Origin of the sequence: Halalkalibacter suaedae, assembly GCF_017939705.1 — a bacterium.
Classification (GTDB): Bacteria; Bacillota; Bacilli; order Bacillales; family Bacillaceae_D; genus Halalkalibacter; species Halalkalibacter suaedae.
Genome location: NZ_JAGKSQ010000017.1, coordinates 1 through 24,797, shown reverse-complemented (window position 1 = coordinate 24,797; position 24,797 = coordinate 1). Strand labels below are relative to the sequence as shown.

Below are 24,797 nucleotides of genomic sequence, written 5' to 3'. Positions count from 1 at the left end.
AATTAACGACAAAAAAACAGGAGCTATTCATCTTTGAATAGCTCTTGTTTCATTCACATTAGCTGCTTTAAAAACACAAATACTTCTTCTTCTTGCATTGGTTTAGCAATATGATACCCTTGAACAAAATGACAATTACGAAAGCGTAAAAACTGCATTTCTTCTTCTTTTTCTACTCCTTCTGCCACCACGTTTAAACCAAGACTATGAGATAACGAAATTACAGCTGAAGCAATGGCAGCGTTCGCTTGGTTTTCTTCTACATCTTTAATAAATGACTGATCAATCTTTAACGTATCGATCGGAAATTGAGTCAGATAACTTAAGGAGGAGAAGCCAGTGCCAAAATCATCTATTGAGATTGAAATGCCCAATTTCTTTAATTGCTGTAATGTTCTAACCGCTTCCTCAGGATGATGCATAACCGTGCTTTCAGTCAATTCGAGCTCTAATGCATTTGAGGGTAGTCCACTTTCTGTTAGAGCATCAACAATGATTTTCTCCAAATTATGTTTGTGGAATTGAGATGCTGATAGATTCACACTAACGGTTAAATGAGAGTAACCTGCATCATGCCAAGCCTTACATCTTAAACACGCCTGACGAATTACCCATTCGCCTATAGGAACAATCAAACCTGTTTCCTCTGCCACTTGCAAAAAAGCTCCGGGACCAATGATCCCCTTGTCCTTTTGATCCCAACGAATTAATGCCTCAAAACCATAAATCTGATTTGTATCAAGATTTAATTTAGGTTGATAATGTAGGACAAATTCGTCTCTTTCTAATGCTTGTCTTAATAATATTTCCTTATCTAGTCGTTCATTCGCATATGTTTTCATTGTTGGATTATAGAACTGAAATCCATTTCTCCCCGATGCCTTTGATCGATACAGCGCAATATCTGCATGTTTAATTAATGTATGGATATCTTCCCCGTCAGCCGGAAATACACTAATGCCTATACTTGTTGTAACAGTAAATTTTCGTTGGCCAATTAAGAATGGCTCGGACATGACGCTATTCACTTTCTCACATAGCAGATAACAGTCGTGATAGCTATTCACATCAGGAAGGAAAATAATGAATTCATCTCCACCAATACGAGCAAGGCACTCACTCTTGTCAATTACCTTACTTAAGCGTTTGGACACTTCCTGTAACAATTGATCGCCAGCTTGGTGTCCCAAACTATCATTGATTACTTTAAAATGATCTAAATCTAATAATAGCAAGGCCATTTTCTTATTTGGATGCTTTTGAATAAACGTCTCAACATATGAATGAATATACCACCGATTTGGTAATCCTGTTAAAGCATCATGATAGGCCATATGCTCGATCTTTTCCTCTGCCTTTACTCGAGCGGTAATATCGAGTGCAAATCCAAGTAAGAGAGACTCATCCCCAAACTGAACAATGGTCTTTCCCGTATACATATAGCATGTTTCACCTTTGAATCCCGTAATCTCCTCTTTGGTAATCAATTTGTTTGATTTCCAAACTTCTAAATCATGCTCTCTAACCTTTTTTGCAATCTTGTTTGGGAAAATATCAAAAACCGTTTTTCCTACGACCTCATCAAGAGTCAACCCATTTGACTCGCAAGTAACTTTATTTGCAAAAACAGTTCTTCCATCCTGATCCTCTAAGAAAATATTAATAGGTAAGGCATCGAGTATGTTCACATTTAAAGATTCTCGAATCGGCGAATGTTGTTTTGACTGTTGTTTCTGTAGAACCGACTCATCATTTGTCTCTACTTTAACATCCATACTCTCACTCCTACTCTTTCATCAAACCTGAATATAGCAGATGAAACGTCTCTTATCTTTAATATAGAGGAATTTGAAAGATTCGACAATAACAATTGAGTGAAGTGACCCTTTAAGCTAATAATTTCAAGTAATTCTAAATTAATTAAAGCCAAAAAGATGACTGCGAAGGGTTCTTTCAACCCTCTAGAGTCATCCTAGCTTTAAAATGTAGATAAACCAGCGAATTCCTGAATTCTGTAAATAACTTTTCTTAGCAATGAATCATCCTGATAAACCGAATAATCCGCTGTATAGACACCATCTTCATTTGACCACAACCTATCAAAATAGAGAGCGACCTCTTGACTAACCTCTTCATTTTCATCGGCTAAAATCATGATATTTGTTTCTAAATTCAAATCACTAAGATTTCGCTTCGTTAAATTAGCTGAGCCACCAATAATAATTGTTTCTGAATCATTTTGAATATACGTTAGTTTAGCATGATATTGTTCCCCTTGAGTCCAGTACCACCTAATATCAATATTCGTATCATTTTTCAATTCACTCGCTACTTGCCTATTCGGAATTCCACTTTTCTCCATTCCGAAAGCGTCTTTATTAGGGTCTAAAATTAATTGAATGTCTACCCCTCTATTATCTGCCCGTTTAAGTGAAGAAATAATATCACGATCAGCTAAATAAAACATCCCCATTTTTATTTGATCGCCTTGCTCTGTCTGATTAATAGAGGCTAGTAATTCCTTCTCGATTTTCCCCTCTGTAATCACTTTTACTTTGCTATTAGTATTGAGTGATTCTTGATTAGATTGATAGCTCGCTTCAATCTCACCATCAGAAAAATCAGCAACAGCCTTCTCGGTTTTTAACAAATCTTCAATTAAATTACCCTCTAGAACAAAGGCAATATTCGAATGGTTTGAGCTTGCGTCATGGGGATTTGCTGAAGTAACAATCGCTTCATTTTCGGTTATAATCACTTTACGATGATTCGCTTTAAAATTAAGGAGTTTCAGATAAGAACGAATATTCACTTCTGGAGACTCGTCACCAAATGGATTCGGAAGCCAAGTCCCTCCACTTGTACCAAACCATTGAAAATAGCTCCGCCAGAAACCTGAGTAAATCGGATTAGAATCCCTTAACTTACCCATATTCGTTTCAATCACATCTATATCATTCTCTTGCAACTGTTTTAGTTGCTTAATAGAATAGGCCCCGTAAAACTGATTTACTTCATCAGTAATAAATACGATTTCGATAGTTGGTGTTTCTATTTTCCTTTCGATTAACTTTTCCGATAATCTCATACTTAGTTCTGGGTATTCTAAGTCCCTGTCATATTCATGATTAAAGAGGAACATATCAATTACAATAAATTCTTCAGCCTGGTCAATTGATTCCATAATGCGATCGAAGATAACCTGCTCGCTTTTTTGATTACCATTGCTATCTTGATACGTAAGATCATACAGAAACTCAACATTCGTATCATGGTATACACCTTCAAACGAAATATTAGGAGGCAATGGTTTTAGAACATGATACACAGAAGTAATACTTGCTATCGCAATAAAGATTAATATGAATATAAAATAATGGTGCTTTTTCAAAGGAACTCCTCCTTTATAGACCACTAACGAAACATTATTCCCTACCTACACTCTATTATAAATCTAGCCATAATAGAAGAATAAAATTGTAAATATTTACCTTGTGTATAGGCATTAATTATGGTAAATCAACTTGCTCTGCTACGTATTCTATTTTATTGCTCATGGTAACCTCTCTTGCACTTTCACACAAAAAAGTGAGCTTACTCTTATCGAGAAGCTCACTTTATCTAGATTATGATTTGATAAACCATCATGCACTACTTAACCGTTCTCGTCGATTGTCGAATGACCAACTCGGGTTTATAAACGATAGAATTAAATAATAACGTTTCGTTCTTTCGTTCGTTCTCGATTAAATCTACAATCATTTTTGCTGCATCTTCACCCATTCTACTTTTTGGATGCTTGATCGTTGTTAATTTCACTTCTGAAACACTGGCTAGGAAGGAGTCATCATAACCGACGATTGAAATATCATCTGGTACATGTAACTTTTTTTCCCTTAACACATCCAGTAACATTAGAGCCAGTTCATCATTATAACAAACAAGACCTGTTGGGAACTCATTTTGTCCATTTAAAAGCTTCTGCAATTCAAGAATTGGTTTACTGAACTTTTCTTCAGATTGATATGTAATTAAGTTAGATGGATTGATCGGCATATTATTAACACGATGTGCTTTAATAAAACCTTTCATCCTTTGTACTCCTTGACTATCATCAGTCTTAAAAAAACCGGCGATTGAAGAATGACCTTGTTGAATTAAATGCTCCGTTTGTGTAAATCCCCCTTTTTCGTCATCCATTAACAAACAAAAAGGATCCAACTCCTCATAAATTGCATTTATCATGATATAAGGTATATTCAACTTTTCAAGATTAAAATAATAATTGAAATTCGAGTTAGAAACTGAGCTTTTAGTTGCTTCAATAATCAAGCCATCTATTGGTTGCTCCAAGATTTTTTCAAGAATCTTTTTTTCATTCTCTAGGTCGTTATTCGTGCTATATAAACTAACTTGGTAGCCAAGTTCACTTAAATATGATTCTGCCCCGCGTATTATACTTGGGAAAATATAATCAGATATATAGGTCGTAATGATCGCAATATTTTTATTACCTGCTTTTGAAATCGTTTGAATGCTTCGATCTGCACAAAAAGTTCCCGCACCTTGTTCTCTGTAAAGCCATCCGTCCGTAACTAATTCGCCAACAGCAACACGAATTGTATGACGACTCACACCAAACTCCTTCATTAATTGATTCTCTGAACTGATTTTTTGATGTGGTACATATGAACCATCAAGTATTTTTGATTTAATCTCCTGTTTGATTTTATTGTATTTAGTCACAGTGGTAACCTCAATTCTCCATTCACCAAGCTTTTTAGTAAATACAAATCACATAGCAAGAACTAGAATTTACAAAATATAACGAGGTTGTCTCAAAAGGCTGTTTTTGAGACAACCTCTTTAAACCGGATGTCCTCCTAAATTCTTTTTTACAGAACCAACTTATGCTGTTGCAGACAGCTTCTCCTTTTTGGCTTCTACTCTATCAATAGATTTAAATATAAGCCACATATAAGAAGTAGCTAGTAAACTTCCTGAGAAAAACAATACAACCGTTGGATAAGAACTTGCAATATAAATCATTGCTATGAGAACAAGCATCATTGCTAGCGTTATGTGAAAATGAATCAGCCCAATTATTAAAGCACTTCTAAAATGAACAAACAAAGGTGCTTTGAAATGAACAAATATGGGAAATACATTTAAAACAACAACAGTATATAGAAAGACAAACAAATAAAAGGCAAAGATAACTGAAATATGAAACTCTGTTCCTGATTGTAATAGCTGATAATTCAGGAATAGAATGCCACCGATAACAGTTAAAATCCAACCAAGTCCATTTGCCTTAATAAAATCAGCCTTAAACGCTCGAGCAAATGTTTTGAAATAAGGAAAGTCAACTTCACCTGCCAACCATTTCCTCGAAATGGATAGCATTGCAGTCGTTGCCGGAAATAGACCAAACGCTACGAGACCTAACAGAGTGAACACTAACCACAAAATATTTACGTAGGCAATCCTAGTTACCCATCTCAATATGCCATCTACTTTACCTACAATTTGATTCATGCTTACACTCCTTCATAAGCTTCCTAGATTAGCCTATTTCGTCATAAGTTAAATGTTATCCTTTTACTCCACCCATCGTTAAACCAGCGACAAAATAACGCTGGAAAAAGATAAACAGTACAATAATAGGTACAATACTCAATACAGAACCTGAGAATAATAGACTATAATTGTTGCCATATGGTGTCATTAACGATGCTAAACCAATTGGCAATGTAAACATTTCATTCGAACGGAGTACTAATAAAGGCCACAAGAAGTTATTCCAACTAGTTAAACCTTGTAAAATAGCCATTGCAGCAAACGATGGTAACATTAACGGCCCCATGATTTTGAAGAAGATACCGTATTCTGTACAACCATCTATTCTAGCTGCTTCCATTAATTCTTTTGGCAAACCAATTGCGTATTGTCTAAAGAAGTAAACAGCTACAGGTGCCACAATTAATGGTAACATCACTGAAAAGTAAGTATTCATTAAACCAGTAGTGATCATTAACTGATAAAGTGGCAGCATAAGAATTTCAAATGGAACCATTAAAATGAAAAGAACTAACATAAAGATAACGTATTTCCCTTTGAAATTATAAACAGCAAGGGCGTACCCTACCATAGAAGAGAAAAACAGGGAGATAAAAATTAACAGACCAGATACAATAATACTATTTAAGTACCAAGTCCAGTATTTCTGCCCTTCACCTGAAAACACACTTTGATAGTTTGCAAAATCGAATCCCCCATCAAAATTGAACGTCAAACCAAATCTCATCAAATCTGAAGCAGGACGAAATGAGGCATAGATCAATGAGAAAATCGGAAAGAGCGCAATTAAAGAAACGATAGCAAAGAAAACGACTAAAACGACACTAATTACTTTTCCTTTTTTTGGTTTATTCATCATATCACTCATCCTTATTAAATGCTCCAGTTAGTTTTAATTGCAACGAACTTATTATAAAAATAATAAGTATTAGTACTACACCTACCGCTGCACCAAATCCTAAGTCATTTCTTTGAATTCCTTCTTGGTAAATGTAACCAACAACCGTTAAACCGATGTTACCTGGTGAACTAGTTTCCCAAAACACGAAGCTTTCTTCAAACATTCTAAATCCATTAATAATCGTAATGGTAGATAAGAAGATAACAACGGGTTTTAAAGCAGGGAACGTCACATTCATGAATTTCTGAAAGAAGTTAGCTCCATCCATATCAGCAGCCTCATACAAATCTTTAGATGTCGTTTGAAGAGCCGCTAGATAATAAAGAATGTTAACGCCAATCCATCTCCATGATGCCAAGGTTACCATCATGAACATACCAGGTAGAGCTTCATATCTCCATTCAATTGGAGAAAAACCGAAAAACGTTACAACTTCATTCGCTATTGACGTTTCAGCATCTCCAAAAATCATCCTAAAAATGACACCTGCTACAATTACAGAAGTTAAAGCAGGGAGGAATAAGGCCGCTCGAAACACTGTTTTGAATTTCATCAGTGTACTATCTAAACAAACAGCTAACACTAGTGGCACAAACACTAAAATAATAACAGTCAAAAGCACATAAATACTTGTATTCGCGACTGCCTTATAAAAAGTAGGATTAAATACCCTCTCATAATTAGAAAGACCTATATAAGAGACTTGACCAGGGAGAACTCTCTGAAAACTCATGTTCACCGCACTAATTAACGGATATAGAAAGAGCAATAGAAATGAAACAATAAATGGCAATACAAAGACGTATGGAGCCACTTTTTTTGAATTTAGAAACCGAAATGGTTTCTTTTTTGCTGGTTCGGTTTGTCTATTTGTCGACACAGAAGGTTCCAAGATTCTTTCCTCCTTTCAAATATTGAGAGGGTAATTCTACCCTCTCTCTTTCTCCCAAGAAACTTATTCCATTCTACTTCTAACTGCATTAGCAGCATCTGTTAATGCTTCTTCAGGGGTTTTGCTACGATCTCTTAGTACAGAATGCATAACAGTAGAATGAATCTCTTGCTGAGCATTGGCGGTTTGATCAGTAATGTGAATTTCAGCGATTTCATCTCTAATATCTAATAAGATATCAAAAATATCATCATGGAAATAATCAAAATACTTATTATCTTCTCTCATTGCTTCTGAATCCCAAACATCATATCTTGGTGGATCAAAACCTAGAACTTGCCATAAAGCAACGTTTCCTTCTTCAGTTAACTTCGTAAATGCTAAGAAATCTTTTGCTAACTCGGCATTTTCACTTTGATTTGTGACAACGGTACCAGTTCCACCCATACCAGCAGAACGATTTCCGCCCTCTTCCCACATTGGAAGTGGTCTGATTTGCATCTTCCCTTCAAGATCAGGCATATAATCTAAGAAACGACCCATATACCACATTGGCATCATTAATGATGCAGCGCCACCTTCATTCATATAGCCATAATACTCTTCAGCATGATGAAATCCACCAGGAGCAATTTCTGCAATTTCATGTTCGTGTACAAGATCAGAAATAAATTGTAATGTTTCAATATTAACTTCATTATCTAAAATGACATTGCCTTCTGCATCGAAGTAATCTGATTCTCTTTGGCTAATAAGTGGCCAAAATGTAAAATGTTCATCAGATTCTACAGTCGTCATTTTTGCATCTGTATTTTCTATAACTTTTTTTCCTGCTTCAACATAATCATCCCATGTTTTAATTGTATCAATATCGACTCCAGCTTGTTCCATAATCTCAGTGTTGTAGAACATAACCGTTGCCCCTACATGATAGTCCATTCCGTAATATTGTCCATCTTTAGAATAGATATCAAAACGGGATTTAACCATATCATCTAGTACTGGTTCAACAACGTCATTTAATGGCTCTAATTGAACTTCACCTTGTAAATAGTTAGCAAACTGACTAATCTCGATATCAGCTATATCCGGTGCCCCACTACCTGACTGTAATGATAGCAATAAATTATTATGCATTTGATCATATGGATAGGTTTCAGCAACTAACTTAATTGCTCGATCCGGATTCTCTTCATTCCATCTTGCTACTGAGTCTTCGAATAAAGAAGTATGCAATTCATTGAAATTCCAAAATGTTAATTCAGTTGCACCTTCAACATCATCTCCAATTACGACTGATTCCTCTGCTTCTCCACCAGCATCTTCGCCACTCCCCCCACATGCAGTTAAAATGAGTGCAGTTGTTGCGAACATTGAGAATAAAAATTTCTTCATAAGAATCCCCCCTAATTAATTTATGAAACTATTTCCACAACTTTATAAAGCGCTTTCATTCACCCCCAAAAAAAATTATGTATTTAAGTCGAGCTTTCATTTAAGTTGTACGCTCAACCTTATTACCATTATAAAACACACTAGTCATAATTTGCAAAGGTTTTTTGGTAGTTTGTTGGGTTAATTTCCATTTTTATAATAAAAAGATTAATTCATGTGAAAGTTGTACGTTCAAGATTTCAACAGGTTAAATGGAAGTTATTGGATATCGAGTGAAGAATGATGCTTGTTATTAATAACTATGACACTATAGTGGGTTGTTAGAATACTAACTGCTTTTTATTTTTTTGTAACCTTCTATTTATATCTTTCGTTTCATTAATATAACGAAATTGAATTGGGAGGTGTAAGACATGACTAGTTTTAAAAGTATTGCCCTATTCATTACTTTAGTAATATCCTTGTTTCTTTTAGTTACTTGTGGAGGTTCCTTAACACCTAACCAAGATGGTGCAACGAATTCGAACAATGATGAACAAGAATCTACAGGAGGGATTCATGAAGGAACTGTAAATACGGCAATTGAAAGCATTCCTGAAGAAGAATACAGCTTTCATTTTCATATCAATAATGACAAAACCGAGGCTGTCACATTAGAATACACTTCTTCTCAAGAATACGATTATCATATTCTAGACGATGCAGGGAAGACACTTGCTACCTACAGTATGAACAAATCGTTTCTACAAACCACTTCTGAGAAAACATTAGATCCTGGAGAAGTTTTAACAATGGATGTAGATATAACTGAATTCCTACCACAACTAGAGGAGGGAACCTATGTTTTAGAAATTTGGCCAACCGTTGTAGATCTTACCGACCTAAAAGCTACTATTGAATTTGATTATGACGGGAAGTATGTTGCTGAAGATCCATTGGATAACTAAAGAAATATTTTAATCAAGTTGGATATACTCAAAAGATGAGACTGGATTAAATGTGTTAACTAATAGATAATCTGAACAATGATAGTTGGCGGATGCAACGGATGCAAGCCGCTCCTGAAATATACTTCGCTTACATCTGGAAGCCTGTGAGCCTCCTTGGCTTTTAAAAGAGGCCACTAAAAAAGCTAAGAAGCTGGGACAAAAGTGATTTAACTAATAGAAAATCCGAACAATGGTGGTTGGCGGACGTAAACCGCTCCTGAAATATACTTCGCTTTCCGCGGGAAGCCGGTGAGCCTCCTCGTGCTTCGCACTGTGGGGTCTCACCTTTGGCTTTTAAGTCCCGCAGGAGTCTACGTATATTTCATCCGCTACGTGATTGTATTATTCGGTATTTCAATTAGGCACTTTAGTTATGTCCCAGCCTCTTCTTTTTGATCTTATTCTTCTTTCTCACTCTCTACAGTCTCTACGTCTGTATCAATATCCTGTTCTGATTCTTTTTGTTCTCTTTGTTCTGGTGCTTCATTTGTTGCAACACTTTCTTTTCGTGGGTCTACCATTGCACCGCGTGCTACAAATGATTCAAGCATGCTTTTCACATCAATACCTGTACTTTCTTTTAGGCTTTCTTGAATTCCAAGCATTGTTTTCGTGACATTATTAGTGATTCTCGTATGGCCACCACTAGAATCTGAACCGCCACCCATATCAATGACTTTCATTTCCTCGATGTTAGACAGAGGTTGAGCCACTTCATGTGCAAGCTTAGGTAACATATCAATGAACATTTCCAAAATAGCAGCTTCACCGTATTTCTCCATGGCTTTTGCCATTAATTCCTTTGCTTCTGCCTCTGCTCTACCACGTTCACGAATAACCTCAGCTTCCGCTAACCCCTTTTGCTTTTCAATAGCTGCTTTCGTTTCACCGTCTATTCTCGCCTTCTCGGCTTCCGCCTCAGATTTAGCTTTAATATCATAGGCATTTGCATCAGCAAGTGCTTTACGACGTTTCTGCTCTTCAAGCTCAAGCTCTACTTGTCGTTGACGTTCAATATATTGGACCTTCATCTCTTCTTCTTTTACTTGCTGGGCCAAACGAGCTTTTTCTAGTTCATAAGATTGTTCAGACTTCGCCCTTGCTCTTTCAGTTTCTTCCATTATTTCTGCTGTTTTTATGTCTTTGATTTTTTGAGATTCAGCAATAGCCGTTAATCGTCTATTCTCTTCATCCTGTGCCTCTTGATCATTTTTCGCCTTATACATTCTAGTTTCTTTCTCAGCATCTGACTCGGCCATATCAGCTTTTTTACGAATTTCGGCAATTCGTGGTCTACCTAAGTTATCTAAGTATCCATTTTCTTCATCGGCATCTCTTAGGTCATCTAAACCAAAGGATGTAATCTTAAAGCCCATATTATCTAATTCTTTCTGGGCTATTTCTTGTACTTGTTGATTAAATGATTCTCGGTCATTATTAATCTGTTCAACTGTCATTTTTGAAAGAATTGCACGTAGATTCGTTCCAAGTACCTTTGAAACTTCATCCTCAATTTCATTTTGCTTTTTCCCAAGAAATTGTTCGGCATAATTAGCGATTCCAATTAAAGAATCAGCAATTTTGACAGATGTTACGGCATCAGCAACAACCGGAACTCCTTGCGACGTATATACTTTCGGTGTTGTTAATTTAATTTGAAATGAATTTAAATCAACTGGAGTACACGTTTGGAATAAACGTAGACGAATACCGCCACCTCTAATAATTTTCAGACTTCTTCCATTCTCGTCAAAAAAGATTCTTGTGTCGTTTTCAGGATCCCCCAGCTTAGGTCCTGTAATAATTAATGCTTGGTTTGAACTGGCTGTCTTATAGCGACGTTTAAAAATAAAAAAACTAATCCCACTTACAATAAGAAGAACAAATAGTAGTGCACCAACTAAAATTAGCCATATCAAATTCATCAAAACGCATCATCCTTTCATAATTAAATCAGCTTTCTTGCCTTTAAATACTTACGGTTAATTGTTAGATATGTTTCACATTTTCAACAATTCATCTTAAAAAAATATCCTTTTTTACCAAATATCAGACAACCATTACTAAATAGTAACATATTATTTTGAAAAACAGGTAGATAAATGGGAAAATTGAAAACATCTTATCAGTGAAAATTGGGTTTGAATTTATGTTTCTTTCCTATGTAGTTTCATATAAAAAATGGTACGTTTCTGTCGTTCATAAACCGATTCGCATTTATACAAATAAACACCTTACAACCAAAGTAGCTGTAAGATGTTTAATTTGTACCCATTAGATTTAATTAGCGTATCTGCTTTAACGCAGTAGACATTTGAACAACTTGAATCCCTAATTTTTGAATACGGCTTGCGACTTCAAGATCAATGATCTCATTTTTTTCATTGAAATGGTCTCGGTGGGCATAGACATATTCAGGTGCCACATAAGATTTAAAATAACTTGCAATTGGTTTCAGCTGATTCTCTACAACGAGAAAATGCTGATACGTTCCCCCAGTCGATACAAACCCAATGACTTTATCTCGCAGTATCGTTACGGGCAATAAGTCAAATAAATTTTTTAATGCACCTGGAATCGATCCTTGGAACACTGGTGTTGAAATAATATAGCAATCCGCTTCTTCGATCTTTTTAATCATTTCCTGAGTGTCCGTATTATAAGTTGAAGGATCTCTTCCATCACACATTTCTACGTGATACTCTCTAAGATCAATTGACTCTGTCTCAATTGAAGGGTCATACCTTTTTGCTTCCGCTAGTACCTGTTGAACAAGAGCATATGGCTTAGATCCAATTAATGTACCTGAAATACCAAGAAGTTTCATTATGTCATTCCCCTCTATACTGTTTCAATCGAACGAATGGTCTTTATAAACTATGAGTCCATTCTTCAGTTCATGCCAAGACAAGGATCTAAAATATGTGTAAAAGTAATATGAATCGACTTCACTTTTTGGTAGTATAGTAGCTAATGCATTGGAGGGGTACAATGAACAATAAAATGGCTTTACTTCTTATCAGTGTTGCAGCTATCTTATGGGGAATGATCGGTGCCTTTGTCACCTATCTTTATGAGTTAGGCTTTAAACCAATCCAAGTTGTCACAGTTCGTACATGCTCAGCAGCACTATTTCTTATTTGTTACGTAACATTAAAAAATCGTCAGCTTCTAAAAATTAATGTAATAGATAGTAAATACTTTGTCGGGACTGGTGTCATCAGCATTGTCCTGTTTAATTGGTGCTTATTTAGTGCCATTGAAGAAACATCAATTTCTATTGCCTCGATTCTTCTTTACACTGCACCTGCATTTGTCACGATCTTTTCTAGAATAGTATTCAAGGAATGGTTAACGACTCGCAAAATGACAGCCTTATTGATTACCTTAATTGGGTGTGCCTTTGTTATTGGTATTTTACCAAGCACCAATGAATCTATTTCCTTCTATGGATTTATACTTGGCCTCGGATCAGGATTTTTTTATGCGTTATATAGCATTTTCGGAAAGTTCGCTTTAAGGAAATACGATTCTTTAACAGTAACAGTATATACGTTTGTATTTGCCGCAAGTGCAATTATTCCATTTAGCAACCTATCAGCAATCTTCCCTTTATTTTCTGACATCAGGGTATGGCTTTACATTATTGGACTTGGTTTCTTTTCAACAATGCTTCCCTTTATCTTCTATACGAAAGGATTAAGTACGATCGAATCGAGTAGGGCATCGATTGTTGCAACACTTGAACCAGTCGTTGCCTCATTCATTGGCTTTTTAATATTCAATGAACAATTAAACGTATGGCAATATGCTGGGATGATCCTTGTGTTATCGGCGGTTGTGATTGTACAAGAAACAAATACAAGTAAAAAATCAAACCTACAATCACACCAAAGAATGATTTCTTAATCAAATCACTGAAAAAGATATTTATCTTTTTCAGTGCTAACTTTTAATCAAAAAAAACACATCGACAGCTCCAGCGATGTGTACCTTAAATTCATTATTTTTTTAATGTCACCGTCATTACTTCTGTCTCACCTTTTTTTGATTCAGCTGATATATTTTTTTCCACATGGTCTACAACCTCATCATAATTAGTCAAAATAATTGGTGTAATTGTACTAGCTGCTTTTTGTGAAATAACAGACAAGTCGAAACGAACAAGTGTATCACCGCGTTTAACTTTGTCACCAGCATTGACAAATGTTTCAAATCCCTCTCCATTTAGTTGTACTGTTTCAAGACCGACGTGAATTAATATTTCTAATCCTGATTTGGATTTAAGTCCAACAGCATGTTTAGTCGGGAAAACCTGGACAACTTCTCCATCAATAGGACTAACAACCTCGCCATCTACTGGTTCAATGGCAATCCCCTCTCCCATCATTTTTTGGGAAAAGACCGGATCAGGTACTTCAGTAATATCAATAACCTTCCCATTTAATGGAGCAGTTAAATTAACAACTGTACTTTCCTTTTTTCCAAATAAACCTTTTAACATTTTACATATCCCTCTCTGTTAATGACTTCGTCTAGCAAAATCGACAAACCTAAATTTATCTGGTCTATGTCTAGATTCAGTATATTGAAAAAGACTAGCATCCTCAAAGTAAACATAATTACGAATAACAACAACATTGTCAAAGCCATCGAGATTCAGACGTAATCTGTCCTCTTCTGTACAGTCTTCAACAACTATTTCTTTTTTTGCAAAGCTAATTGTTAAATTTAATTCATTTTCAAGATAATCGTAAATAGAATCTCCACATATCGCTTTTGTTAAACCTGGCACAAATTCTTCAACAAGATAATCCTTGTCTAAAATAATTTTGGCACCGTCAATTTCTCTCGTTCTCACAACTTTCCAAACCATTGTTTCATTTCCAACATTCAATTGCTGTTTAATATAAGGATCAGGTTTAACGAGCGTGAGTTCATTTACAATTGTTTTCGCTACATTATCCATTCGCTTAGCAAGCTCCTTAAAGCTCACAAGACCAGAGACAGGAAAATCAAACTTGTTCACATCAATAACAATCGAACCTTTTCCTCTTATCTTTTGGATATAGCCATTTTGCGACAAAAGGTTTAACGCCTTTCGAATTGTTTCCCTAGACGTGTCATAAAGCTCTGTTAATTCATTTTCAGACGGAAGTAAAGTCCCTGCGACTATATCTCCGGCTTTTATTTGTTTTGCAATTTCATTATAAATCGATAAATATTTATTCTGCATCCGTATTTCTCCAATTTTCACTAGTGACATTAGTTAGCATGATCATAACTAAAACATCTGTATAACGTCAACTTCTAACACATTACTTGCATGAAGAAGGGAAGAGGCTGGGACAAAAGTGATTTAACTAATAGAAAATCCGAACAATGGTGGTTGGCTGACGTAAACCGCTCCTGAAATATACTACGCTTTCCGCGGGAAGCCGCTGAGCCTCCTCGGCTTCGCCTGTGGGGTCTCACCTTTGGCTTTTGCATCCCGCAGGAGTCTACGTATATTTCATCCGCTACACGATTACATTATTCGGTATTTCAGGTAGACACCTTAGTTATGTCCCGGCCTCTTTATCAATAGTATTAAATCTTACCTAAACGTTTGTAAGCGTTAATGCCCATCTTCGTTTTTGCAAAGACCATAGTTAGTACAATTGGAACAATAATGGCGACCAACATTGAAATTGTGAAGATCCCCCAGAACTGTGCTTGGATTGACAAAATCCCCGGAAGTCCACCTACACCGATTGAGTTTGCCATTACTCCACTACCTACTGAAATAACTGCAGCAATTGATGAACCGATCATCGCAGCAAAAAACGGAAATACATATTTCAAGTTGATACCAAACATCGCTGGCTCTGTTACACCTAAATAACAAGAAATTGCAGCTGGCACGGAAACTTGTTGTTCTTTCTCATCTTTTCTATTTAAGATAATCATTGCAACAACCGCTGAACCTTGAGCGATATTCGATAAAGCAATCATAGGCCATAAATTAGTTCCATTAAATTCGCTCATTAACTGTAAGTCAATCGCGTTAGTCATATGGTGAAGACCTGTTATAACTAGTGGAGCATAAGCGAATCCAAAGACTGCAGCGAACAACCAGCCAAATGCAGATGTTAATCCAGCATATACGATATTAGAAATCCATGAACCGATCGTCCAACCAATTGGACCTAACACAACATGTGCAATTAACACGGCTGGAATTAAAGCAAAGAACGGCACAAAAATCATAGAAATAACATTCGGAATGATGCGTCTTAATCCTAATTCAAGATATGCTAGCACAAAACCTGCGAGAATTGCTGGAATAACTTGTGCTTGATAACCAATCATTTCAACCTGAGCGAAACCGAAATCCCAAACTGGAATCGTATCAGATCCCGCTACTCCATAAGCATTAAGGAGCTGTGGTGACACTAACGTAATCCCCAAGACAATACCTAGAATCTGTGTTGTTCCCATTTTTCTTGAGATAGCCCAGGTAATCCCTACAGGTAGAAAGTGAAAAATAGCTTCCCCTATTAACCATAAAAACGCATGAGCACCTGCCCAGAATTGTGAAACCTCAACCAATGTTTGTGTTCCGTCATTCATTAATCGGATTTCCCCAATAACATTTCTAAATCCTAAGATTAACCCCCCAACAACTAGTGCTGGAATTAATGGAGTAAAGATATCTGCCAAATGTGAAATCATTCGTTGCAGGAAGTTCATATTTGTTTTGGCTGCTTCTTTCGCTTCATCCTTTGATGTATCACCTACTCCAGCAATCTTCGTAAACTCATTGTAAAAAGTCGACACTTCATTCCCAATAATGACTTGAAATTGTCCAGCCTGTGTAAATGTTCCTTTAACAAGACCAATTTCTTCTACTTTTTTTACATCTGCTTTCTTAGGGTCCTTTAAGACAAAACGCATTCTTGTCGCACAATGAGTAACAACTGAGATATTGTCACTGCCACCCACATGCTCAAGCAATTCTTTTGCCGGTTCTGTGTACTTGCTCATGTTCTATTTCCTCCTTCTACTAGATAAATCATTTTTTAAATCTAAATTTGTATATACAAGTAATGCTGTTTGCGTTTTCATTTTATCTTGTATAGACAAGTGTGTCAATCATTAAGTTATCTTATCATAATAGTTATTTCTATTTTACCTAGAGTAAGTGTTTATATACTGTTTAACCCCATTCAAGACATTGAAACCTTTTTAATGAAAACATTCTATAAGATGTTTTTTTAATGATTGGTTCGATTTACCATCTACTGAAATGCATACTTACTAACTAAATGACTCATAGTATAAATACACTATATATAAAGAGGTGATTATCAATGGCAAACAACAACAGCAGTAACTCTAACCAATTGTTAGTACCAGGAGTGCAACAAGCATTAGATCAAATGAAGTATGAAATCGCATCAGAATTTGGTGTGAATCTTGGAGCAGATACTACTTCTCGTGCTAATGGTTCTGTCGGAGGAGAAATCACAAAACGTCTAGTTTCACTTGCACAAAAACAAATGCAAGGTCATGTAGAATAATTAATAAAAGGCCTAGTATGTGAAATGCACATACTAGGCCTTTTACTTATTTCTTCTCTGGATACAGGTTTTCTAAAAAAGTAACTGACTGTTTAATTAGCTGAATTAAAACATCAATATGTATATCGTCTACTTTATTAATGTACACACAGGCTTTGCCTGATGTGTGTTTACCGAAAGTCGTGAGTAATTCCTCCCTGTTTGTATCTCCAGTTGCAAAATATAAACTAATTTTAGACTTTCGTGGAGAGTACCCCACTAAAGGAGCATCTCCTTCATGTCCAGAGTCATATTTGTAATGATAAGCACCAAAACCTATAATGCTAGAGCCCCACATTTTGGCTTGATACCCAGTTGTTTCAGTAAATATGTCAAATAATTTATATGCATCCTCTCTTTTTTTCGCGTTTTCAACACTTTGAATAAATTCAATCACACTTGCTTCTGTTTCCTTTGTCTTTAATTCATACATTTACTTCCCTCTTTCTTATTTACAGATAGTTCGATTGTAAAATCTACTGTATATCGCTGTTTAAATATCTGCCCTAATTAATGGCAAGGTGACGCAATTTATACCTCCTCCCATTTTAGTGATTTCAGATACATCAACTGAGTGTAGTTCAATGCCAAATTTCTCAAGCTTCGTAAACGTTTTGCTCTCAGATTCCGCAAAGATGACCTTACCCGGTGCAATCGTTAAACAATTATTAATAGCAGAAGAGTCATTCGAATCTAAGCAAATTAGCTGAATTCCTTTAGATTGGAGTTCTTCTAACAGCCAGAATGGAAGCAATGCAGGATCAACCAAAGCCTTATCTATATCAACCATTGTAATTGCTTCGTCTAAGTGAATCAAAGTTGCTGGTAAATCGACACTAATTAACTCAATACTATGCTGTGACAAAATACTTCTTAATTGATCTATACCCTCTTGATTAACGCGGATCGATCTCCCAACCAACGCCAGTCTTTCATTAAGTAGTAAGAAGCTTCCTCCTTCCATCGTCCCCTCACCTTGAATTGAACCATAAATCGGTATTCCAAGATCAGCGAAGGTTTTTAAAGCCATATCCGTTTCTCCTCGCCTTAAGAAAAGGGCAAGCTGTGCTACTATCATACCACCTGGAATGACCATACCTATGTCACGTGTAAACAAGCGATTTGTCCACTCCAAAGATGTCTCCTGAAGCTCAATTACTTGTGCACCCATTTTAATAAGTGTTTTTATTAATTGATCATGTTGTGCTTGCATACGTTCTAAGTTAGGTGGTTGTGCTGCCTGGCAATAGTTTTTTATTCGACCATTTTTATCACGTAATACAAGTGAATTGGACTTTTTTTCGAATACTGACTTTTTCAGTTCTTGAATTTCTGCTCCTGGACGATGAACGACAACCTTATCGATTTGACCAACTGAATTCGTCATTCCCCAATGATTCGTGCTAACTGCTGTAATTCTTTTACCATCTTCAAAGCTCTCCAAATCCATTTTTTCGTTTAAAAATTTATGAAATGTATTCATTGTTGTCAACTCCCCGTTCATTACTATCTTTAATCTATTATTTTAACCATCTTTATTTTTCTTTATTCTAGTTTTTCTTGTTATAATCAACACTTATTGTCCAACGATGAACTCTGTCTTCAAACCAGTGCAAATTCTCAAAAAAAAACATGAGTCATTAAAGACTCATGTTAGATAACTGAATATTACTTTTTATCCTCTTCTTCTTTTTCCTTCATAAACCATAATGGCTCCATATCATCAACCTCACCATTATAATTAATTAAAATTTCTTCTCCCGCCTTAATATCCTTGTAAGCATAATACTTAAACGTATGATCTTCAAAATGGATATCATAGACCGCATTTGGCTGATAAGAATGGTTGAATAGCATGCCATAACCTAAAACAACAGCAGTGTGGTTCTTACCATATTCATATACATAATCAGCAAGGACTGTGTGCTCAATCAATACATGTTCCTCATTTGGGTAGGGAACAACAGGTGCGACATGTAAAAGTTCTCCTTTTGCAATATCTTGAGTTGCAAACACACCTCTATTGAATTCTCCATCACTAAGTGTGGACGTTTTTATTTCAATCATATATTCACCTACGCGTTTCTTTAGTTTTACAATGAATTTCTATGACATCATACCATAGGATTTCATTTCCTAAAATAAATTTTAGAATAAGGTTAAGAGTTGGATGTATAATGTACCAATTACTAGCAAAGCTAATCCGAACAAAAGATTTGAATGAAAACCATTCTCTGCTAAACTTCTACCATTTTGGCCACTCAGTAAGAGAAGAGGTACAGTCACCGGGGCGATGATTAATGTAACTGAGACTCCTAATAATAAAGAAAGAGCTATTAGATCCAACGAGTAGCTACCTGGTATATCTACTAATATACCAGAAAGTAAGACCATCGCAGGGATAGGTGGAAATCCGCAAAAACCCAACAGAACGACAATCAAAGTCAAGCCTATTAAAATATTTATGTTCATAAAATCAATAACAAGTAAAAAATATGAAAATAACACTTGACCGTACCCTGTTTCTTTTAAAGTCCCTACTAAAATTCCTGCAGCTAATATAAGCATTATTTCCTTTTTCTTTTTTCCTAAATCGTGTTTCACTAACCCAATCAATAATGTTTTGTACTGTGTCATTGAATGATTGCAAAGAAAATAAAGAGTAGTAACCGCGACAATTACAATTGGTACCGCAAGCAAAATGTCAATACTGAACCATAGATTTGTTAGTAATATACCACCCATTATCAGTAAAACCCATAACACAAATTGGCTTATTAAACCATTAAGACGTTGGTTATCATTCATTGGTAAATCAGGGGTAATATCTGAAGGCATTTGAAGTCGTTTTGCTTGAAGCCGAAAAACAAAGAAACTAATAAAAAAACCAATAAAAGCAAGCCCGATCCCTTTTATCGCAGTAGGGAGGAGTGGAGCATTGGTTCCAACAATCACATAAGCAAATGCTGGATGAACAGCTGTCCAAAGTACGGTTAATGTGAAACCTCTCATAATGGCAGTACTTAATGCAAATTCCCATGCATCCTCTGATATTGTTGGTTTCTTTGAGTCTTTAAATATTTGATACACAAAGGGAATCCCACCAACAGTCATAAACGATGCAATAAAATGAGTCATTGCAGACACTAAAAAATAAAATCGAAATGTTGTTGTAATCCTTTTTTCACCTAACAGAATGAGCGCTTTTACATAAGGTCGGTGTCCAATTATCCAACCAACTAAACTTATTAGAATGATTAGAGGCACAATCGCACTCATTTCACGTAGTCCAATCCATAAAACAAGTGGAGAGGAAGATGTAATTAAAATAATACTCATTGAAACAGCTAGTAATAGGATCGGTAATAGAAGATCTTTCTTTGGAAGAACAAAGAGAGTTGAGACAAGCATAACTAAACCTGCTCCAGATAGTAATTCAACGAATAGTGGCATCTGCCATATTAGTGATAGGAAATAAGAACTAATAAACAAAACGAGTGAAATGACAAACAGGTTATTTAAATACTTCATTCATGCTTCTCCCTCAATAATGCGAGATTTCTGACCCTAATGTATTTAACTGAATTGCTATGTTTTACATTAGATACTTAGTACTAGCAATCGTTATAACATCTTTTAATGCAGCAGCAGCAGCAGCTCTCGGATCTGATTTTCCACCTATAACAGTTAGTTCACCCATCGTATCCGTAAGAAAATGAACACCTTTGAGGGCATCTTTTACATCACTTAGTGGATGTTCAGAAGATAATAGCTTCGGACTCACTTTAACTTTAGTTCTCGCTTCTTTCTGGTCAAAGTAGACCTCTCCAATTAACTTAATCACTTTTCCCTGGCTTTTGGCTTTATCGATTTCACCTGGTGTAATCTTTGTAATACCTTTTACCTCCAGATCTTTCATAGAAAAATTTGTTCTCATCACTGCATTAGCTAAGATGAGCGTCTTCGCCGCCGTATCCCATCCATCGACATCAAGGGTTGGGTCAGTCTCAGCAATTCCTTTTTCCTGAGCTTCGAGTAATGCTTCTTGATATGTAACACCATGACTTGTCATCCGGTCTAAAATATAATTAGTCGTTCCATTAAAAAGACCTTCAATGCTATGGATCTCTGTTCCAGCTAAACTCTGTAAAGCTAGATCAATGGTTGGTAATGCCGCAGCAGTCGCTCCACTATATTTTAATTGTACATTCTTTTCTAAAGCTAAATCTCTTAATTGTTGATATCCACATACAATCGGTCCCTTACTAAGAAAGACGACATGCATCTCTAATTGAATAGCCTCAAATGCATGTTCTAAGCTAGTTCCCCCATTTTCAATATTCGTAACTCCTGCCTCTATAACGATCTGTACATTACTATTCTTCAACACATCCACTATCAGTGCATTTCTATATCCTTTCTCGGGATAAGAGGCCACTGTTCCAGCTTCCTTCTTTGTTTCGATTACTTTAATAACATCTAAGCCATTTTCGTCAATAGCTACTCCAGAGGAATCTGCTACCGCGACAAAGTTTAATTGTAGATGGTATTGTTCCAAAAGTAATGCTTTCTTTGTGTGAACTAATTCTAATAACTTTAATCCAACATTTCCACAGCCAATTAAGGCTATATTGATTGAGTTCATTTATATCACCTTTTTTCTATTATATTTCAATTATGTAATAATTTATAAAATTGTTTAATAATTTATATCATAAGCAGAATTGCCTTGGCTACACAATTTCTTCAACTTTAGTTTAAAAATAAAAAAGACTCAATTCAAATGAAATGAGTCTTTTTTGCTATGCGGGTGAAGGGAGTCGAACCCCCACGTCATAAGACACTAGATCCTAAGTCTAGCGCGTCTGCCAATTCCGCCACACCCGCAAGATAAAGTGGTGAGCCATGAAGGATTCGAACCTTCGACCCTCTGATTAAAAGTCAGATGCTCTACCAACTGAGCTAATGGCTCTTGCTATAAAATATATAATAACCGTGCACCTATCATTGATACAGTTACATAAGTGCTACTTATATAGCCAGCTCAATTCGGGCTATCTACGGCACACAGAATGATCTACTTATGGCTGCTTTCTTCCGAACCTGACCAATTTCATAGGTTTCTGTTGCGTAGACCCTAATAGTCAACACCGCTTACATAAGGCAAACCCTACATTAACTGTACCGCTGCTAGGAATTCAACCTCGCTAAGGCGGATTGCGAGTTACAGGGCACCGCCATCTCCCCATCTAGCACGGTATGTATAATAAAAACTGATTCCCACCTATGCCGTACCCCTAGCTGTTTTTGAACCCGCTCACGCAGGTGGGTTTCCGCACGTTAGCTTTCTGCGATCCTATTTATAAATAGGCTTGGCATCAGCTAACAAATTTAAGAATCCCAATAAAACAGTAAGGTTTAAAACAAAAAGGAGTTACGCACATCGTAGGATATGTGATTATAATTGATGTTTGTATGATTCGAGTGATCCATTTATAAGTTATTTATGATGGTGCCGGCCAGAGGACTTGAACCCCCAACCTACTGATTACAAGTCAGTTGCTCTACCAATTGAGCTAGGCCGGCATATGGTGGAGGATGACGGGATCGAACCGCCGACCCCCTGCTTGTAAGGCAGGTGCTCTCCCAGCTGAGCTAATCCTCCAAAATGGTGACCCGTACGGGAATCGAACCCGTGATACCGCCGTGAAAGGGCGGTGTCTTAACCGCTTGACCAACGGGCCATTATGGCTCCACAGGTAGGACTCGAACCTACGACCGATCGGTTAACAGCCGATAGCTCTACCACTGAGCTACTGTGGAATACTATGGTGGGCCTAAGTGGACTCGAACCACCGACCTCACGCTTATCAGGCGTGCGCTCTAACCAGCTGAGCTATAGGCCCCAAATGGAGCGGGTGATGAGAATCGAACTCACGACATCAGCTTGGAAGGCTGAGGTTTTACCACTAAACTACACCCGCATGGTAACATATTTTTTAATTATTATACCGAGGAAGGACATCTCCTCTACAAGCTTATTCACGATGCAATCATGCGTCGATGTTATTCGTAGCTTGTTCATAGTTGCGTTGCTCATGGCTGAGGTTTTACCACTAAACTACACCGCATAACGTTCAATTATTAATGGTCGGGAAGACAGGATTTGAACCTGCGACCCCTTGGTCCCAAACCAAGTGCTCTACCAAGCTGAGCTACTTCCCGAATAATATGGCGCGCCCTGAGAGATTCGAACTCCCGACCTTTTGATTCGTAGTCAAACACTCTATCCAGCTGAGCTAAGGGCGCATTATGATGCCGAGGGCCGGACTTGAACCGGCACGATAGTCACCTACCGCAGGATTTTAAGTCCTGTGTGTCTGCCAATTCCACCACCCCGGCAGGACTTGTTGCTATAAAGAGCGGAAGACGAGATTCGAACTCGCGACCCCCACCTTGGCAAGGTGGTGTTCTACCACTGAACTACTTCCGCATGGCTGGGCTAGCTGGATTCGAACCAACGCATGACGGAATCAAAATCCGTTGCCTTACCGCTTGGCGATAGCCCAATGCATGTGTACATTTCAAATGGGGCGACTGATGGGAATTGAACCCACGAATGCCGGAATCACAATCCGGTGCGTTAACCACTTCGCCACAATCGCCATAAATAAAGATGGCTTGGGACGGAATCGAACCGCCGACACATGGATTTTCAGTCCATTGCTCTACCGACTGAGCTACCAAGCCTTAATTAATTGGTATTGCGGGGGGCGGATTTGAACCACCGACCTTCGGGTTATGAGCCCGACGAGCTACCAGACTGCTCCACCCCGCGTCGTTATGAAGTATTCGGATAATGAATATTCGAAGATGAGGACATCTCCTCTACAAGCTTACTCGATGATGCAATCATGTGTCGATATTACTCGTAGTTAATTCGACGATGTGGTGCTCGTTGCTACACCTCGCGTCGTTATAAAGTATTCGGATGATGCGATTTCAGAGATGAGGACATCTCCTCTACAAGCTTACTCGATGATGCAATCATGCGTCGATGTTACTCGCAGTTAATTCGACGATGTGATGCTCATTGCTTCACCCCGCGTCGTTATAAAGATGCAGTACATCTTTATCTTAATAGTTTAAAAAGGAGGAAGAGGGATTCGAACCCCCGCGCGGTTTGACCCGCCTGTCGGTTTTCAAGACCGATCCCTTCAGCCGGACTTGGGTATTCCTCCATAATAAATTGGTGGAGCCTAGCGGGATCGAACCGCTGACCTCCTGCGTGCAAGGCAGGCGCTCTCCCAGCTGAGCTAAGGCCCCATTTAAAACGTCCGGCAACGTCCTACTCTCACAGGGGGAAGCCCCCAACTACCATCGGCGCAAAAGAGCTTAACGACCGTGTTCGGCATGGGAACGGGTGTGACCTCTTCGCT

The 24,797-nt window shown here is 37.2% G+C and carries 20 protein-coding genes, 18 tRNA genes, 1 rRNA gene and 2 other RNA genes; 3 read left to right on the top strand and 38 right to left on the bottom strand.

What is annotated here, in order from left to right; all coding sequences use genetic code 11:
* Positions 1 to 53: 53 nt before the first annotated feature.
* The 7 genes from J7W16_RS21240 to J7W16_RS21210 all read right to left on the bottom strand — a co-directional run bounded on the left by J7W16_RS21240 (position 54) and on the right by J7W16_RS21210 (position 8,768).
* Positions 54 to 1,775, bottom strand: coding sequence for a sensor domain-containing protein (locus J7W16_RS21240; RefSeq protein ID WP_210599446.1), 1,722 nt, complete (start codon positions 1,773 to 1,775; stop codon positions 54 to 56).
* Positions 1,776 to 1,978: 203 nt separating this feature from the next.
* Entirely contained in the window at positions 1,979 to 3,391 is a 1,413-nt protein-coding gene (locus J7W16_RS21235; protein WP_210599445.1) for a phospholipase D family protein, read from the bottom strand.
* A 260-nt stretch (positions 3,392 to 3,651) separates the two neighbouring features.
* Positions 3,652 to 4,746, bottom strand: a complete 1,095-nt coding sequence (locus J7W16_RS21230) for a GntR family transcriptional regulator (RefSeq protein ID WP_210599444.1) — start codon at positions 4,744 to 4,746, stop codon at positions 3,652 to 3,654.
* Between the two features lie 162 nt (positions 4,747 to 4,908).
* Entirely contained in the window at positions 4,909 to 5,538 is a 630-nt protein-coding gene (locus J7W16_RS21225) for a YesL family protein (RefSeq protein WP_210599443.1), read from the bottom strand.
* A gap of 55 nt (positions 5,539 to 5,593) precedes the next feature.
* On the bottom strand, positions 5,594 to 6,436 hold the full coding sequence (locus J7W16_RS21220; RefSeq protein ID WP_210599451.1) for a carbohydrate ABC transporter permease: 843 nt from the start codon (positions 6,434 to 6,436) through the stop codon (positions 5,594 to 5,596).
* 4 nt (positions 6,437 to 6,440) lie between these two features.
* Positions 6,441 to 7,373, bottom strand: coding sequence for a carbohydrate ABC transporter permease (locus J7W16_RS21215; protein WP_210599442.1), 933 nt, complete (start codon positions 7,371 to 7,373; stop codon positions 6,441 to 6,443).
* 63 nt (positions 7,374 to 7,436) lie between these two features.
* On the bottom strand, positions 7,437 to 8,768 hold the full coding sequence (locus tag J7W16_RS21210; protein ID WP_210599441.1) for an ABC transporter substrate-binding protein: 1,332 nt from the start codon (positions 8,766 to 8,768) through the stop codon (positions 7,437 to 7,439).
* Positions 8,769 to 9,181: 413 nt separating this feature from the next.
* Here J7W16_RS21210 and J7W16_RS21205 point away from each other — a divergent pair, with 413 nt between their 5' ends.
* Complete coding sequence (locus tag J7W16_RS21205; RefSeq protein ID WP_210599440.1) at positions 9,182 to 9,715, top strand: BsuPI-related putative proteinase inhibitor; 534 nt, start codon at positions 9,182 to 9,184, stop codon at positions 9,713 to 9,715.
* Positions 9,716 to 10,155: 440 nt separating this feature from the next.
* Here J7W16_RS21205 and J7W16_RS21200 read toward each other — a convergent pair whose 3' ends face one another.
* A complete protein-coding gene (locus J7W16_RS21200; protein ID WP_210599450.1) occupies positions 10,156 to 11,682 on the bottom strand; it encodes a flotillin family protein in 1,527 nt (508 codons plus the stop codon).
* Positions 11,683 to 12,041: 359 nt separating this feature from the next.
* On the bottom strand, positions 12,042 to 12,584 hold the full coding sequence (locus tag J7W16_RS21195) for an NADPH-dependent FMN reductase (protein ID WP_210599439.1): 543 nt from the start codon (positions 12,582 to 12,584) through the stop codon (positions 12,042 to 12,044).
* A 164-nt stretch (positions 12,585 to 12,748) separates the two neighbouring features.
* Here J7W16_RS21195 and J7W16_RS21190 point away from each other — a divergent pair, with 164 nt between their 5' ends.
* Entirely contained in the window at positions 12,749 to 13,666 is a 918-nt protein-coding gene (locus tag J7W16_RS21190) for a DMT family transporter (protein ID WP_210599438.1), read from the top strand.
* Between the two features lie 94 nt (positions 13,667 to 13,760).
* Here the strand turns inward: J7W16_RS21190 and J7W16_RS21185 are convergent, their stop codons facing one another.
* From J7W16_RS21185 to treP, 3 genes are all read right to left on the bottom strand, one after another.
* Positions 13,761 to 14,261 carry a PTS sugar transporter subunit IIA gene (locus J7W16_RS21185; RefSeq protein WP_210599437.1) on the bottom strand — a complete coding sequence of 167 codons (501 nt, stop codon included), beginning with the start codon at positions 14,259 to 14,261 and terminating at the stop codon, positions 13,761 to 13,763.
* Between the two features lie 18 nt (positions 14,262 to 14,279).
* Entirely contained in the window at positions 14,280 to 14,993 is a 714-nt protein-coding gene (treR, locus tag J7W16_RS21180) for a trehalose operon repressor (RefSeq protein WP_210599436.1), read from the bottom strand.
* Between the two features lie 353 nt (positions 14,994 to 15,346).
* On the bottom strand, positions 15,347 to 16,783 hold the full coding sequence (treP, locus tag J7W16_RS21175) for a PTS system trehalose-specific EIIBC component (protein WP_210599435.1): 1,437 nt from the start codon (positions 16,781 to 16,783) through the stop codon (positions 15,347 to 15,349).
* Positions 16,784 to 17,109: 326 nt separating this feature from the next.
* Between treP and J7W16_RS21170 the strand changes: the two genes are divergently transcribed.
* Entirely contained in the window at positions 17,110 to 17,319 is a 210-nt protein-coding gene (locus J7W16_RS21170; protein ID WP_210599434.1) for an alpha/beta-type small acid-soluble spore protein, read from the top strand.
* Positions 17,320 to 17,365: 46 nt separating this feature from the next.
* On the opposite strand, the gene J7W16_RS21165 is transcribed toward J7W16_RS21170, so the two are convergent.
* The 26 genes from J7W16_RS21165 to rrf form a co-directional block, all read right to left on the bottom strand.
* The gene (locus J7W16_RS21165) at positions 17,366 to 17,791 is read right to left on the bottom strand and encodes a DUF1801 domain-containing protein (RefSeq protein WP_210599433.1); all 426 of its coding nucleotides are present in this window, start codon (positions 17,789 to 17,791) and stop codon (positions 17,366 to 17,368) included.
* Positions 17,792 to 17,851: 60 nt separating this feature from the next.
* The gene (locus J7W16_RS21160) at positions 17,852 to 18,841 is read right to left on the bottom strand and encodes a dimethylarginine dimethylaminohydrolase family protein (protein ID WP_210599432.1); all 990 of its coding nucleotides are present in this window, start codon (positions 18,839 to 18,841) and stop codon (positions 17,852 to 17,854) included.
* A gap of 185 nt (positions 18,842 to 19,026) precedes the next feature.
* Positions 19,027 to 19,425 carry an SET domain-containing protein gene (locus J7W16_RS21155; protein WP_210599431.1) on the bottom strand — a complete coding sequence of 133 codons (399 nt, stop codon included), beginning with the start codon at positions 19,423 to 19,425 and terminating at the stop codon, positions 19,027 to 19,029.
* A gap of 81 nt (positions 19,426 to 19,506) precedes the next feature.
* A complete protein-coding gene (locus J7W16_RS21150) occupies positions 19,507 to 20,889 on the bottom strand; it encodes a hypothetical protein (protein ID WP_210599430.1) in 1,383 nt (460 codons plus the stop codon).
* Positions 20,890 to 20,953: 64 nt separating this feature from the next.
* Positions 20,954 to 22,003 (bottom strand): homoserine dehydrogenase, encoded by a 1,050-nt coding sequence (locus tag J7W16_RS21145; protein ID WP_210599429.1) that lies wholly within the window; start codon positions 22,001 to 22,003, stop codon positions 20,954 to 20,956.
* A gap of 160 nt (positions 22,004 to 22,163) precedes the next feature.
* A tRNA-Leu gene (locus J7W16_RS21140) sits at positions 22,164 to 22,245 on the bottom strand.
* Between the two features lie 9 nt (positions 22,246 to 22,254).
* Positions 22,255 to 22,330 (bottom strand) — tRNA-Lys (locus tag J7W16_RS21135).
* 21 nt (positions 22,331 to 22,351) lie between these two features.
* Positions 22,352 to 22,616, bottom strand: an RNA gene (ffs, locus tag J7W16_RS21130) — signal recognition particle sRNA large type.
* A gap of 16 nt (positions 22,617 to 22,632) precedes the next feature.
* Positions 22,633 to 22,813: non-coding RNA, 6S RNA (gene ssrS / locus J7W16_RS21125), on the bottom strand.
* A gap of 55 nt (positions 22,814 to 22,868) precedes the next feature.
* Positions 22,869 to 22,944, bottom strand: a tRNA-Thr gene (locus tag J7W16_RS21120).
* Positions 22,945 to 22,947: 3 nt separating this feature from the next.
* A tRNA-Val gene (locus tag J7W16_RS21115) sits at positions 22,948 to 23,023 on the bottom strand.
* 4 nt (positions 23,024 to 23,027) lie between these two features.
* Positions 23,028 to 23,102 (bottom strand) — tRNA-Glu (locus J7W16_RS21110).
* Between the two features lie 4 nt (positions 23,103 to 23,106).
* Positions 23,107 to 23,181 (bottom strand) — tRNA-Asn (locus tag J7W16_RS21105).
* Positions 23,182 to 23,187: 6 nt separating this feature from the next.
* Positions 23,188 to 23,264 (bottom strand) — tRNA-Ile (locus J7W16_RS21100).
* 4 nt (positions 23,265 to 23,268) lie between these two features.
* A tRNA-Gly gene (locus J7W16_RS21095) sits at positions 23,269 to 23,342 on the bottom strand.
* Between the two features lie 164 nt (positions 23,343 to 23,506).
* Positions 23,507 to 23,583: transfer RNA gene (locus J7W16_RS21090), tRNA-Pro, on the bottom strand.
* Positions 23,584 to 23,590: 7 nt separating this feature from the next.
* Positions 23,591 to 23,667, bottom strand: a tRNA-Arg gene (locus tag J7W16_RS21085).
* 7 nt (positions 23,668 to 23,674) lie between these two features.
* A tRNA-Leu gene (locus tag J7W16_RS21080) sits at positions 23,675 to 23,760 on the bottom strand.
* Between the two features lie 19 nt (positions 23,761 to 23,779).
* A tRNA-Gly gene (locus tag J7W16_RS21075) sits at positions 23,780 to 23,851 on the bottom strand.
* Between the two features lies 1 nt (position 23,852).
* A tRNA-Gln gene (locus J7W16_RS21070) sits at positions 23,853 to 23,927 on the bottom strand.
* A 20-nt stretch (positions 23,928 to 23,947) separates the two neighbouring features.
* Positions 23,948 to 24,023, bottom strand: a tRNA-His gene (locus J7W16_RS21065).
* Between the two features lie 12 nt (positions 24,024 to 24,035).
* A tRNA-Phe gene (locus tag J7W16_RS21060) sits at positions 24,036 to 24,108 on the bottom strand.
* Positions 24,109 to 24,122: 14 nt separating this feature from the next.
* Positions 24,123 to 24,196, bottom strand: a tRNA-Met gene (locus tag J7W16_RS21055).
* A 313-nt stretch (positions 24,197 to 24,509) separates the two neighbouring features.
* Positions 24,510 to 24,599 (bottom strand) — tRNA-Ser (locus J7W16_RS21050).
* 9 nt (positions 24,600 to 24,608) lie between these two features.
* Positions 24,609 to 24,684 (bottom strand) — tRNA-Ala (locus tag J7W16_RS21045).
* A 9-nt stretch (positions 24,685 to 24,693) separates the two neighbouring features.
* Positions 24,694 to 24,797 (bottom strand): 5S ribosomal RNA (rrf, locus tag J7W16_RS21040); the annotation flags it as partial.